The following is a 13,468-nucleotide window of genomic DNA, read 5'->3' as shown; positions in this document are numbered from 1 at the left end:
CAACAGAATGATCGACGTTCTCGTGATCGGCGGGGGAGTGGCCGGTCTGGTGGCCGCCCGTGAATGCGCTCAGGTTGGTCTGGCCGTCACCATCATCGAGGCAACGGATGCCGTCGGCGGCCCGGTCGCCGGCCACGTTCTCGACGGGCTCAGTCTTGACAGCGGAGCCGAGAGCTTCGCCGTGCGCGGCGGAACCGTCGCCGCTTTCGTCGAGGACCTCGGCCTCACCGACCAAATCGTCGCCCCCAACGTGGCCGGCGCCTGGCTGCACCTGCCCGCGCTCGACTCCGGCTCGCTGTCCCGCGCCCGCGCCCGCGCCCGCGCAAAGAAGGTCGCCGCCGGAACCGCCCTGCAACGCCCGTCAGCGGATGCCTCGGTGAGCGTTCCGCTCCCCAAGGCCGGCGTTCTCGGAATTCCCGGTTCCCCACTCGCCGACGACGTGCGCCGCGTGATCGGCTGGAAGGGGTCGCTCCGCGCCTACCTCGACCGGCTCATGCCGGTGCTCACCATCGGCCGGGAGCACAGCCTCGGCGACCTCGTGAAAAAGCGCATGGGCGCGCGAGTACTCGACCGCCTGGTCGAACCGGTTGCCTCCGGCGTCTACACGACGAGCGCCGTCGACCTCGAAATCGACGTCGTCGCCCCCGGACTCAACCGCGCCCTCACCACCGCCGGCTCGCTCTCCGGCGCCGTCTCAGCCCTGCGGTCCGGCGCGCCCGCCGGCTCCAACGTCGGCGGGCTGCTCGGCGGCATGGCCAGCCTGCCCGCAGCCATCGTGACCGCCCTCGAGCGCCACAACGTGAGCATCCTCACCGGCACGACGGCCGAGACCCTGGCTCGCTCCGGTACCGACGATGCGCCGACCTGGTCCGTCACCGTCACGCGCCCCGCGGATGCCGCGCCCGCCGACCCGGCTGACCCGATCGACTCGGCTGACCCCGCCGACGTCGGCACCACGACCCAGACCATCACCGCCCGCTACGTCATCATCGCGACTCAGGGAGCCCAGGCGCTGCGACTGGTCAATCCGCTCGGCGCCCGGTTCGATGCGCTCGCCGAACTCGACTGGCCGGCCCCGACCGCGGTGACCCTCACCTCGCTCGTGCTCGATGCGCCCGCCCTCGACGCTCACCCGCGCGGCACCGGCGTGCTCGTCTCGATCGACGCCCCCGATGTCACCGCGAAGGCGCTCACGCACGTCACCGCAAAGTGGGCCTGGGTCGCCGACGCGGCCGGCCCCGGCCGGCATGTCGTGCGGCTGTCCTATGGCCGGGCGGGTCACCCCAACCCGACCGATGACCTCAGCGATGTTGAACTGCAGGCGCTCGCCCTGCACGATGCTGCCACCCTGCTCGGTGTGCCGCTTCCGGCCGGCTGCGTGCGCGCCTTCGCCCGCACCGAGTGGCGTGACGCGCTGTCACCGGCCACTCTCGGTGCGCCCGAACGCGCCCAGCTGGTGCACGAGGCCGTGGCCGCGACGCCCGCACTGGAGATCACCGGTGCTTGGCTGGCCGGAACCGGCCTCGCCTCGGTCATCCCGCACGCCCTCGAGGCCGGCGACCGCATTCGGCACGCCGCCCTCGGCCTGACCATCACCGCCCCTGACCTCTAGCGGACGCCGAAACTGTGCACTTCCTGTATTGATACGAGCGCGGTGTGACATACCCGGGCGCACCCGAGACCGAAACGGCGAACCGGGTTACTCTGGGGAGACCTTACGAAAGTGGAGACTCAATGCGCGGAAAGCTTCTGTTCATCACGGGCGGACTCGTCGGCTACGTGCTCGGTGCACGCGCCGGCCGCAAACGCTACGACCAGATCGCCGCCGCTGCCAATGATCTCTGGAACGCCAAACCTGTGCAGCGCCGGGTGACCGAGGTGCGCGATGCCGCCCTCGATCTGGTTGGAGACGTTCCCTCCACCCTGTATAAGGCCGGCAAGAAAGCGGTCAACCAGGCGGTCGCGAAGAAAAAGCAGGCTTCCACCCCCGCCGTGACCACCCCAGCCGCCAAGGCGAGCACGACCACGAGTCGAACGGCCGCCGCAAAGCCGAAGCCAAAAGCGACCCCTAAAGCCAAGCCCGTCGAAGACGATTCCGACGCGCAGTAAGCCCGACGGTAACTCGTAGAATTCTCAGACACCCGAAACACCGACACCCGAACCTAGGGAAGGCAATCCGTGACTAGCAGTGGATTCAACCCGAAGAGCAAACGCCCGTTGCTCGCCCTGATCGGGGAGCTGCCCGGCCAGATCAGTGCCCTCGTCAAAGCCGAACTGGATGCCTTCAAGGCCGAGTTCGCCACGAAGGCCAAGAACTTCGGGGTTGGTGCTGCCCTCTTCATCGTGGCAGGAGCCATCCTCTTTTTTGCACTCGGAGTGTTCGTCGCCCTCGCGGTGATCGCGCTGGCTCTGGTGTTGCCGCTCTGGCTGGCCACCCTCATCGTGGCGGTGGCGCTCGTGCTGCTCGCCGTCATCCTCGTGCTCATCGGTGTCAATCGGGTGAAGGCAGCCACGAAACCAGACCCCGAGGGCGTGCACGCGAGCATCCGCCTGGACGCAGATGCATTCAAGGGAGTTGGCGAATATGACACCAAATAGCGGCACGCAAACCGAGAAGCACGGCATCGGCGATCTTCGTGCCGAAGCGCGGCACGCGCGGGCCGAACTCGCCTCGACGCTCGACGCGATCGAGTACAAGTTCAACTTGCCCAAACAGCTGCGCATCAAACGGCGTCAGCTCTCCGACGCCCTGCGCCAGCTCGGCGAAGACAGTCCGGCCGCTCTCGTGGGCATTGCCGTCGGAGCGGCGACCGTCGTGGGCGTTATCGTCTGGTTCGGAGCCTCAGCGGTGGCCAAGAACCGCTAGTTCCCACCAGGCCCGCTCGGTCGGTTCACAGGAACCGGTGGGCTCATTTTGGTGCCGGGCGCAATACAGAGCAAACTAGAACCATGACTCACCCGGCTGCCGGAGAGGCAGTACCCAGCGTTCAGCCCACCACCCCCACCGATTCCGAGGTACCCGCGGCTTCGCCGCAAGGCTTCACCCTCTTTACCGTTCTGCGAAAAGATCCGCACAATCCCGACGACCTCGACGGCCGCGATGTACCGCACGCCGTGAACGAGCTCGACGATGTGCTGGCCCTGATCGAAGCCGAGGGCGTCACCGTGCGCGGCTTCTACGATGTCTCCGGCCTCAAGGCCGACGCTGACGTCATGATCTGGACCCATGCGCCCGAGGCTGAAACCCTGCAATGGGCCAACCGCGAACTGCGCCGCAGCCGCCTGCTCAAGAGCCTGCTGCCCACCTGGAATGCCATGGGCGTGCACCGCGACGCCGAATTCAACAAGAGCCACGTGCCCGGCTTTCTGCGCGGCATCGAGCCGAAGGCCTGGCTCACCATCTATCCCTTCGTGCGCAGCTTCGAGTGGTACCTGCTTCCCGAGGAAGACCGCAGTCGCATGCTTGCCGACCACGGCCGCAAGGGTGCCGCCTACCGCGGAGCCATCGCCAACACTGTCTCGGCCTTCGCCCTCGGCGACTACGAATGGCTGCTGCCGATCGAGAGCGACGAACTCACCGAACTCGTCGACCTGATGCGCGGCCTGCGCGACACTGAAGCCCGCCGCCACGTGCGGGAGGAGATCCCGTTCTTCACCGGACGCCGAATCTCGACCGCAGAGCTCGTCGAGGTGCTGCAGTAATGGCACAGTACGACGCCGTCCTGCTGGCCGGTTTCGGCGGACCCGAAGGCCAGGACGACGTGATCCCATTCCTCCGCAACGTGACCGGAGGCCGCGGCATCCCCGAGGAACGCCTCGAAGAGGTCGCCACGCACTATCGCCACTTCGGCGGCATCAGCCCGATCAACGACCAGAACCGCGTGCTCAAAGCGGCACTGCAGGTGGAGCTCGACCGGCGCGGCATCGACCTGCCCGTGATCTGGGGCAACCGCAACTGGGCGCCGTACTTGAAAGACACGATCAGTGAGGCGCACGAGGCCGGCCAGAATCGCCTGCTCGCCATCGCGACCAGTGCGTACAGTTCCTACAGCGGATGCCGCCAGTACCGTGAAGACTTCGCCGCCGCGCTGACCGACAAGGGCCTGAACGACACGGTGCACATCGACAAGATCCGCCAGTTCTTCGACCACCCTGGTTTCGTGACCCCGTTCATCACCGGCGTGACCCAGGGACTGGCTGACGTCGTGGCAGCTGTCCCCGGCATAAACGTCGACACCGAGGTCGAGATCCTGTTCTCGACCCACTCCATCCCGATGACCGATGCGAACAAGAGTGGCCCGCCCGAGCGCGGCTTCAGCGAGGGCGGTGCCTACGAGGCCCAGCACCGCGCCGTTGCCCAGGTCGTCATGGACTCCCTCGTGGAACCGGACGATTCCTCGGTGCCGCTCAAGACGCAGTGGCAGCTTGTCTACCAGTCCCGCAGCGGCCCGCCCAGCATGCCGTGGCTCGAACCCGACATCAACGACGCGATCGCCCTGCTGCCGGCCCGCGGCATCCGTGCCGTCATCATCGTGCCGCTCGGTTTCGTGAGCGACCACATGGAGGTTATGTGGGACCTCGATAACGAGGCGATGGAGACGAGCGAGAAGTTCGGCATCACGGCGGTGCGTGTGCCGACCCCCGGTGTGTCGCCCGACTTCGTCAGCGGCCTCGTCGACCTGATCGAGGAACGCCTGAACGACACCCCGGTGGAAGACCGCCCGGCCGAGACCACTCTCGGACCCTGGTACGACGTTTGTCGCCCCGGTTGCTGTGAGAACGTGCGCCTCGGCTTCAAGCCGGCCGTCGCCGGAATGGCGCCATGACCGTGATCCGCGTGGGCACCCGCGCGAGCGCCCTGGCGCTCGCGCAGACCCAGACCATCGTCAACCGCATCGCGGCTTCGGCCGGTGTCGAGGTCGAGATCGTGCGCGTCACCACGCACGGCGACACGTCGACCGAACCGCTCTCGAGCCTCGGCGGCACCGGCGTGTTCGCGAGTGCCCTGCGCGAAGCCCTGCTGAACGATGAGTGCGACGTTATCGTGCACTCATTCAAGGATCTCCCGACCGAGCCCCACCCGGGCCTCGTTATCGGCGCAACCCCCAAGAGAGCGGATGCCCGCGACGTGCTCTGCGCGCGCGCCGGCTTCACCCTGGACACCCTTCCCGGGGGCGCCCGTGTGGGAACGGGCTCGCCGCGCCGGGTAGCCCAACTGCTGGAGCGTCGCCCCGACCTCACGATCGTGGACATTCGCGGCAACATCGACACGCGCCTCGGCCGCGTCGCCGAGGGCGACCTCGACGCCGTCGTGCTCGCCGCCGCCGGCCTCGGACGTCTCGGTCGGCTCGATTCGCTCGCGCCCGAATTTCTCGACCTGTCGGCCTGGCCGACCGCTCCGGGCCAGGGTGCGCTCGCCATCGAGGTGCGCGCCGGCAGACCGGAACGCCTGCTCGGCGTTGCGCTCGCCGCCATGAACCACGCCTCCACTCAGGCGACGACCACCGCCGAGCGCACGGTGCTGGCCCGCCTCGAAGCCGGCTGCGCAGCACCGATCGGCGCGACCGCGGTCGTCGACGATGGGCTCCTCTTCCTCACCGCCACCGTGTACAGCCCTGACGGTTCCCGGAAGGTCACCAGCTCGCACGCGGCGACCCCCGATTCGCACTCCGCCCTCCACCTCACCGAAGCCGCGCTCGACGTGGCCGAACGAGTATCCATAGATCTTCTGGCCGGTGGCGCGGCCGAGTTCTCTCCCCTGAAAGTGACTGAGTGACCCACGTGACCAATCGAATGACCAAGCCTCTCGCGGGCTGGCGAGTTCTCGTTCCGCGCGGCGGACCTTGGGGAGACCAGGTGGCAGCAAATCTGCGGGCCAAGGGTGCGCATCCGATCGTCGCCCCCATGATCAACTTCGCCGCGACCGACGACGCCCCAGCCCTCGACGCGGCGCTCACCCGCCTCGCCGCCGGCGATTTCGACTGGATGACCATCACGAGCGCCACGACCGTCGACGTTCTGTCGTCGCACCGTGCGATCATCGCACCGGGAACACGCGTCGCCGCGGTCGGCGAGACTACAGCGGCCGCGCTCATCGCGGCCGGATACCACGTGGACATCGTCCCCTCCGAAGACAACTCCGCCCGCGGTCTGCTCGAGGAATGGGAGACCGCTACGGCCGGGGTCATCCCGTTACGCGTGCTGACCCTGCGCAGCGAGATCGCCAAGCCGCTGCTCTCCGAGGGGCTGCGCCGCGTCGGCCACGACGTGCAATCAGTCGTCGCCTACCGCACCATCGGTGTTCCGGTCAGCGACCAGGTCGTCGCCGATGTGAAAGCGGGCCTCGTGCACGCCGTTCTCGTGACGAGCGGCAGCGTCGCACGCCAGGTGCGCGAGCAGTTTGGCGACATTCCTGACCGCACACTCGTAGCCTGCATCGGTCCGCAGACGGCGAAGGACTCGCGGGCCCTGGGACTGCGCGTCGACGTTGTCGCCTCCGAACGCAGTGCCGAGTCGCTGATCGAAGCACTCGTCGACGCGGCGCTCGCGGGAGCCGCCCCGGCGGCCTGACCGAGCAGGTAACGAGCGGATAACGAAACGTACAGCCTGGCGGCGTAAGGTACAGGGGTGACCAACCCCGTTATTCGCCCCCGACGCCTGCGCACCAGCCCCGCGCTTCGTCGCCTGGCCAGTGAAATTCGTGTCCACCCGGCGGAGCTCGTTCTCCCTATGTTCGTGCGCGAAGGCGATGAGCAACGCCCGATCAGCTCGATGCCCGGCGTCGTGCAGCACAGCATCGATAGCGCCCGACGCGCTGTGGTGCAGGCAGCCGAGGCCGGCGTGGGCGGTGTCATGCTGTTCGGCGTGCCCGAAGTGCGGGATGCGATTGGTACCGGCGCGACCGACCCTAAGGGAATCCTCAACCTCGCCACCCGCGCACTGGTCGACGAGATCGGTGACGCGCTCGTCGTGCAGACCGACCTGTGTCTCGACGAATTCACCGATCACGGTCACTGCGGCGTGCTCGCGGCCGACGGCCACGTCGACAACGATGCCACCCTCGAGCGTTACCGCGACATGGCGCTGGCTCAGGCCGCGGCGGGTTCCGCCCTGCTCGGTCTCTCGGGAATGATGGACGGTCAGGTCGCCGCCGTGCGGGGAACCCTCGACCTCAACGGCTTCGAAGACACCGCCGTGCTCGCCTATTCGGCCAAGTACGCCTCCGCCTTCTACGGCCCGTTCCGCGAAGCCGTCGCCTCCACCCTGGTCGGCGACCGCCGCACCTACCAACTTGACCCGGCCAACCGGCGCGAGGGTGTGCGTGAGGCCCAGCTCGACATCGACGAAGGCGCCGACATCGTCATGGTCAAGCCGGCCGGCAGCTACCTCGACGTGCTCGCCGAAGTTGCCGCCATGAGCAATATTCCGGTTTGGGCATATCAAGTTTCCGGCGAATACGCCATGATAGAGGCCGCTGCCGCTCAGGGCTGGATCGACCGCCGCCGCGCCGTCGAAGAGTCGGTCCTCAGCATCCGCCGGGCCGGAGCCGACGCCGTACTTACCTATTGGGCCGTTGAACTGGCCACCTGGCTCAAGGAGGAGCGAGCATGACCAACACGATGTCGACACCCGTGGAGCACGCACCCACCCACAATGACGAACTGTTCGACCGCGCCCGCCGAGTGATTCCCGGCGGGGTCAACTCGCCGGTACGCGCCTTCGGCTCGGTCGGCGGCACCCCGCTCTTCCTGGTGAAGGCGGCCGGCGCCTACGTCACCGACTCCGACGGCCGCGAGTACGTCGACCTGGTCAATTCGTGGGGACCGGCGATTCTCGGCCACGCGCACCCCGAGGTCATCAAGGCCGTTCAGGATGCCGCCGCCCTCGGGCTTTCGTTCGGCGCATCAACGCCGGCCGAGACTGAACTGGCCGAGCTCGTCGCTGAGCGGGTCGGCGCGGTCGAAAAGCTGCGTCTGGTCTCCACCGGCACTGAAGCCACCATGACCGCCATTCGCCTGGCCCGTGGGTTTACCGGTCGTGACCTGCTGATCAAGTTCGCCGGTCACTATCACGGCCACTCCGACGGCCTGCTCGCCCAGGCCGGCTCCGGCCTCGCCACGCTGGCTCTGCCCGGCTCGGCCGGCGTCACCGCCGCCACGGCGGCACAGACTCTCGTGCTGCCGTACAACGACCTCGACGCCGTGCGGGCTGCGTTCGAGGCACATCCCGGTCGAATCGCCGCCATCATCACCGAAGCCGCCGCCGCCAACATGGGTGTCGTCGCCCCGGATGCCGGGTTCAACGCCGCGCTGTCCGGGATCGCGCACTCCAACGGCGCCCTGCTCATCCTCGACGAGGTACTCACCGGCTTTCGCGTCAGTCGCTCCGGTTTCTGGGGCCTGGAGACCAGCAGCCTCGAGTCGGCCGGGGAAGAGTTCTACACGCCCGACCTGCTCGCCTTCGGCAAGATCATCGGCGGCGGACTGCCCGTCGCAGCCCTCGGTGGCCGAGCCGACGTGATGGACTTTCTCGCACCGACCGGCCCGGTCTACCAGGCCGGAACCCTCTCCGGTAACCCGGTCGCGGTCGCGGCCGGCATCGCAACGCTCAATCTGCTCGACGAGAGCGTGTACGACCGGCTCAACGCGACCGCCATCATCCTCTCGGAGGCTGTGTCAGCGTCCCTCGCGGCCGAGGGCGTCGCACACCGGGTGCAGCGGGCCGGCAATCTGTTCAGCTTCGTGTTCGGCGAGGAGGCGCAGGGCTCAGCCCCGCGCACCTACGCCGACGTGCAGCGCCAGGAGGCGTTTCGCTACGCACCGTTCTTCCACGCCATGCTCGACGGCGGTGTTTCGTTGCCGCCGAGCGTGTTCGAGGCCTGGTTCGTCTCGGACGCCCACGACCAGAGCGCCATCGGTCGCATTTTCGAGGCACTTCCCGCTGCGGCCAAGGCGGCGGCCGCCGCTACGCCCCAGGGTTGATCTGCAATTAACCAGACGGATGAGCGTGGCTCGCCACGCTCATCCGCTCGCGTTGGAGAGATCCTGCGTTGGCACGTCACGGCTTTTGTTCGCGTCAGACAACAGGTTTTCGGTCGAAACCGGGCAGACTGGAACAATGGCTTCCCTGAGCGTGCATTCCGACCGGCTCGAGATCCACCTGACGCGCGCGGAAAGAACCCTCGCGCTTAGACGTGAGTCGATCGTGGTGCAGCGAGAGAACATCCGCTCGGTGATCATCACCGAGGATCCGTGGATCTGGCTGCGCGGGATTCGCGCTCTTGGCTCGATCGTTCCGCTCGTCGTGGCCGCCGGAACCTGGAAGTTTCACGGCGGCAAGGACTTTGTCTCGATCAAGCGTCACCGCCCGGCCGTGGTGATCGACCTGGTCAACGAAGAATTCGCCCGCGTCATCCTCACCAGCCAGCACGCGGCCGATTTCGTCGACTCGCTCAAGTTGCCGGCCTAATTCCGGCAGCTGACGTTACGGCTACGGCTGCGTCACCGCGATCGCGGAGAGATCGTCAAAGGAAACCGTCATCGGTGTCGTCGCCGACCCGCTGATATAGGCGGACAACCCAATCGAGCCGGCCTGCTGCAGGGCGGCTATTGCGTCTGTGCGGCTGAGCGGCCAGGTCGTGGGCTCCATGGTGCCCGCCGCCCACACTTTGGCCCGAATCGTCGTCGGCGCCGTACCGAAAACTTGCAACCGCACGTGCAACTGATCGTTGGTGGCGTAGCTCAGCCCGGCGATAGTGTTCGCTTGCAGGGTGGTGCCGCCGCGCATGAGCTGCAGCTGCACGGCGCCGGTCGCGAGAACTTTGACCCGCGCCCGATAGTCGTCGGTGCCGACGCGCCGGCCGATCAGTGACACGTAGGTGCCGGCTCCCGTCGTCGCCTGTTGCAGTGACGTGGTGACGGTTAGATCGGTGCTCTCCGAGGAGACGCCAGCCAGATAGCCGTTCGCCGTTCCTCCGGCGGCCACACGCAGGTTAGCGGCGCCAGCGGTCACCGAATAGTTGCTGACTGTGCCGGTCGTGGTCCAGGCGCCGCCGATATCGGCCGAGCCGAGTCCTCGGCTGACGTCGCGAGTGAAGGCATCCGCTGCGATGCCGGCGGGCACCGGTGGCGGCACTGAGACCGTGACCGAACGCGTGGTCGTGTCGGTGGCGCCGTCATTGTCCGTGACGGTCAAACTGATCGAGTAGGTTCCGGCAGCGGCATAGGAATGCTGCGCGGTCTGGCCGGCGCTGGTGGCGTCGTCACCCCAAGACCAGGCGAATCCGGTGATGGTCCCGTCGGAATCTGCCGAAAGCGAGGCATCCGCTGAAACCGCAAGCTGGTCGGTGGCCACGGTAAACGCGGCGGTCGGCGCCACGTTCTGCGGTACGGGCGTGGCGGTGCCGAGCGAATAGTGTTGCGCGATCACGGTGCCGCTGAGCGGACGCGGATAGACGGCGACATCGTCGATGGTGCCGACGAACCACGGGCTCGACGAGTTCCACGTGTTGTCGCCGCCGATGCGCCAATATCCGGGGTACCCCTGGGCACCCGATTGCGGATTCGTACCGACGAGGGTGCCATCAACATAAAGCGCCATCCCAGCAGTGGACTGCTGGGCGAGCACGTAGTGCGGCGCTCCATCGTTGTAGCTGGCGCCGGTCACGATGGTGTTGGTCTGCCCGGTCCAGGTGCCAAAGACCAGGCGACCGTCGTCTTGCAGGTAGACGTGTCGATCATAGTTGTCCGATAATCCGGTCGAAGCGCTTCCGAAGCCGATGATCTTTCCACCCTGAGTTGTCGTCGTGCTGAACCAGGCCTCGAGCGCATAGCTGTCGGGAGCATCAATCCGGGTGTCACTGCTGACGATCCCGCCGCTAAACGAAGCGGCCGTGTTGCTCGTGCCGTTGACCAGTCCGTCAGTGCCGAGCCTGACCGAGCCCGAGTAGGTTCCAGGCTGATTCGAAGCCGATGAGTCGATTGCTTTCGTTCCACTCGACTCACCCAGACGCCAGTACAAGTCAGGTTCAGCGTTGTAGACGGCCGCGCCGTAGGCGTCGGTTGGAGCGGATGCGACGGGGCTCGTTCGGCCGGAGGCCACGAAGTGCGCCACGATCTGGTTCTGCGTGAGGGGAGTGGAGTACACGGCGACCTGGGCAATGTCGGCGGCAATGAACGCGCTCGTGGGCTGGCCCGGCCAGCCATTGAGACTGTCCCCGCCAATGCGCCAGAAACCCTGGTAGTCCTGCCCCGACGTGACGTTGGCACGTTGCGCAACCTTCTTGCCGTCAATCGACAGCGACATGCCGGAGTTGCTCAAACTGGCCACGATGTGATGCCACTGGCCATCGTTGTAGGAGGCAGGCGACGTGATCGTCTGCGCCCCGCCCGGGTAGACACCGAACCAGACACGACCGCCCGTGTCCATGTACACGTGCCGGTCATAACCGGTGCTCTGGCCGGTAGCGCTGTTGCCGAACCCGATGATCTTGCCGCCCTGTGTGCTGTCGGTTTTCACCCAGGTCTCGACGCTGAACGAATTCGAGGGGCTCTGGGCGTTGTTGGTCGAGGCGAATCCGGTCTCCGTGCCGTCGAAGCGGCTCGCCGGGGTGGCCGTGCCCTCGATTGGGCCGGGAACACCGGGGCTGACTCCGGCGTTTCGGGTCAGGTCGGCGCCGCCGGTCCAGTCGAAGGCCGTGGCACCGGATGCCTCATTCAGCGGCCAATACGATCGGGGCGAGTCCGCAAGGATGTCCGCAGAATAGTCGCTGAGGCTGCCGGAGGCGATGGTGACGCTGGCCGTGCCGCCGGTTTGCATATTACCGAACGGGTCGGTGACCCGAATTCGATAGGAGTAACTCTGCCCCGGCGTGAGCCCGGTGTCGGAGTACGAGAGCGTCGGTCGATTCCAGTCGGAGGAGAGTCCCTGAATGCTGGTGACGGCGACACCATCCCGCAGTACTTCATAGGTGAGTTTCTCGTTGTCGCGATCGTAGGCTGACTTCCAGCTCAGACGTGCTGTTCCGCTCACGAACGAGGCGACCGATGGCACGAATGCCGAGGGGGCGAAGGCGGCGTTGGCGACACGCGGTCCTTCCTTATTCGGGGCGATGGTGGGCACGGCGAACCGGGCCAGGCCCTGTTGGCGTTTGTTGTTCACGGTCGTGAATTCGCCGCCGTAGAGCAGGTACTGGGCATTGGCTGTCACCTGCCACGGACCCTGGCCTTGCCCGGTGAAGGTGCCGGTGTTGATGTCGGGATAAAACGCCAGCAGGTTAGGCCGAGGGGTGCCCTCGAAGTTGTAGTAGCCGTGCTTGTCGGCCGTGATGGCGCCGCCGACATCCATGCTGAAGGCCAGGGTACGGTGGTAGGTCCACGGCTCGGATTGCTCGAAGCCGCCAATGTTGCCGCAGTAATGCGCGTGCTCGGTCGTGTACACCTTGTCGCCGGCCGGCACAGCAGAGTAGGTGTCGCCGTGGCAGTCTTCGACCCAGATCAGACTGCCATCGTCCCAGCTGGCACGGAATGTTCCCTCGAGATTGCCGCCGCTGCCGAAGACGTAGCCGGTGCCGAACACGCCGTCGGCCGATCCGGTCAGGCTCAGGATGGCGGCCTGGCTGCCACCGTTACGAATCAGATTGTTGATCTTCCACGGCAGGGAAGCGCCGGTTATGGAATCGGTTGCGGCCATCCCGTATCCGGGGTTGGAGCTGCCGTTATAGGTCGTGAATGAGCCGCCGATGACGACCTTGCTTCCGTCGGGAGAGGCGACGAGGGCATTGATGTTGCCACCGGCCGGCGTGCCCGACCAGGATTGCAGGGCGCCGGTGGCGCCATTGAACGCCGCCATCCTCGCGCGGGGCTGACCGCCTGCCGACGTGAACGAGCCGCCCGCGTAGACGCTGTTGCCCGCAAAGGTGAGCGCTTTGACGCCCGCGTTGATAACCGGTGCCCAGCCGGGAATGAGCGTGCCGCTCGTCGTGTCGAACGCGGCTATGCGAGACCGGCTGGAGCCACCCACGCTCGTGAAAGCGCCTGCGGCGAACAGCCGCGACCCGTCGGTAGATACGGTCAGGGCGCGGACAGCGCCGTTGACGTTGGGGTTGAAGGATGCGACCAGAACGCCGGTGGTGAGGTTGTAGGCCAGCAGGTTGTTGCGTATGACCTCGTTCACGCCGACGGCGGAACCGGCTGGTCGTGAGCGGGTGAACTCGCCCCCGACATAGACGGTGTCGCCCACAATGAGTTGGGTCCAGACGACCCCGTTGATTTGCGCGGTGGGGAGCGAGTCCGCCGATACCGTCACGGGGGATGTCGCATCCGCAGGGAGGCTGTCGGCGCTCGCTGTCAGTGGCCCCGCGAGCACCCCGGAAACGAGTGCGGCAGTTGCAACCACGGCCAGGAACCGATTTTGGGCAGAAAATAGCTCACTCACCAGAGGTGCCTCACTTTGACTGTATTCGCAGCCG

At 66.7% G+C, this 13,468-nt stretch carries 12 protein-coding genes; 11 read left to right on the top strand and 1 reads right to left on the bottom strand.

Translation table 11 applies throughout. From position 1 onward, the window contains the following. Nucleotides 1-7: 7 nt before the first annotated feature. The 11 genes from CXY78_RS13965 (at nucleotide 8) to CXY78_RS13915 (ending at nucleotide 9,468) form a co-directional block, all read left to right on the top strand. Nucleotides 8-1,612: an NAD(P)/FAD-dependent oxidoreductase gene (locus tag CXY78_RS13965; RefSeq protein WP_104089869.1), complete on the top strand. Its 1,605-nt coding sequence runs from the start codon at nucleotides 8-10 to the stop codon at nucleotides 1,610-1,612. Between the two features lie 122 nt (nucleotides 1,613-1,734). Further along, nucleotides 1,735-2,109, top strand: coding sequence for a hypothetical protein (locus tag CXY78_RS13960; protein WP_174774965.1), 375 nt, complete (start codon nucleotides 1,735-1,737; stop codon nucleotides 2,107-2,109). Between the two features lie 69 nt (nucleotides 2,110-2,178). Then, nucleotides 2,179-2,598 carry a phage holin family protein gene (locus tag CXY78_RS13955; RefSeq protein WP_092338604.1) on the top strand — a complete coding sequence of 140 codons (420 nt, stop codon included), beginning with the start codon at nucleotides 2,179-2,181 and terminating at the stop codon, nucleotides 2,596-2,598. Then, on the top strand, nucleotides 2,585-2,866 hold the full coding sequence (locus CXY78_RS13950; protein WP_233206196.1) for a hypothetical protein: 282 nt from the start codon (nucleotides 2,585-2,587) through the stop codon (nucleotides 2,864-2,866). The genes CXY78_RS13955 and CXY78_RS13950 overlap by 14 nt, the downstream gene beginning before the upstream one ends. 83 nt (nucleotides 2,867-2,949) lie before the next feature. Continuing rightward, nucleotides 2,950-3,702 (top strand): hydrogen peroxide-dependent heme synthase, encoded by a 753-nt coding sequence (hemQ, locus tag CXY78_RS13945; RefSeq protein WP_092338606.1) that lies wholly within the window; start codon nucleotides 2,950-2,952, stop codon nucleotides 3,700-3,702. After that, a complete protein-coding gene (locus CXY78_RS13940; RefSeq protein ID WP_092338608.1) occupies nucleotides 3,702-4,826 on the top strand; it encodes a ferrochelatase in 1,125 nt (374 codons plus the stop codon). Before hemQ ends, CXY78_RS13940 begins: the two co-directional genes overlap by 1 nt. After that, nucleotides 4,823-5,776, top strand: a complete 954-nt coding sequence (gene hemC, locus CXY78_RS13935) for a hydroxymethylbilane synthase (RefSeq protein ID WP_104089867.1) — start codon at nucleotides 4,823-4,825, stop codon at nucleotides 5,774-5,776. The genes CXY78_RS13940 and hemC overlap by 4 nt, the downstream gene beginning before the upstream one ends. A 17-nt stretch (nucleotides 5,777-5,793) precedes the next feature. Then, the gene (locus CXY78_RS13930; RefSeq protein ID WP_104090172.1) at nucleotides 5,794-6,570 is read left to right on the top strand and encodes a uroporphyrinogen-III synthase; all 777 of its coding nucleotides are present in this window, start codon (nucleotides 5,794-5,796) and stop codon (nucleotides 6,568-6,570) included. A gap of 57 nt (nucleotides 6,571-6,627) precedes the next feature. Next, nucleotides 6,628-7,611, top strand: coding sequence for a porphobilinogen synthase (gene hemB / locus CXY78_RS13925; protein WP_104089866.1), 984 nt, complete (start codon nucleotides 6,628-6,630; stop codon nucleotides 7,609-7,611). Then, the gene (gene hemL, locus CXY78_RS13920; RefSeq protein ID WP_233197217.1) at nucleotides 7,608-8,981 is read left to right on the top strand and encodes a glutamate-1-semialdehyde 2,1-aminomutase; all 1,374 of its coding nucleotides are present in this window, start codon (nucleotides 7,608-7,610) and stop codon (nucleotides 8,979-8,981) included. Before hemB ends, hemL begins: the two co-directional genes overlap by 4 nt. 136 nt (nucleotides 8,982-9,117) lie before the next feature. Continuing rightward, nucleotides 9,118-9,468, top strand: coding sequence for a hypothetical protein (locus CXY78_RS13915; protein WP_092338614.1), 351 nt, complete (start codon nucleotides 9,118-9,120; stop codon nucleotides 9,466-9,468). Nucleotides 9,469-9,489: 21 nt separating this feature from the next. Here the strand turns inward: CXY78_RS13915 and CXY78_RS13910 are convergent, their stop codons facing one another. Continuing rightward, nucleotides 9,490-13,434, bottom strand: coding sequence for a LamG-like jellyroll fold domain-containing protein (locus CXY78_RS13910; RefSeq protein WP_104089864.1), 3,945 nt, complete (start codon nucleotides 13,432-13,434; stop codon nucleotides 9,490-9,492). Nucleotides 13,435-13,468: the final 34 nt, after the last annotated feature.

The sequence above is a fragment of the Cryobacterium sp. N19 genome (assembly GCF_002929595.1).
Classification (GTDB): domain Bacteria; phylum Actinomycetota; class Actinomycetes; order Actinomycetales; family Microbacteriaceae; genus Cryobacterium; species Cryobacterium flavum.
This window is presented reverse-complemented; position numbering and strand designations above follow the sequence as displayed.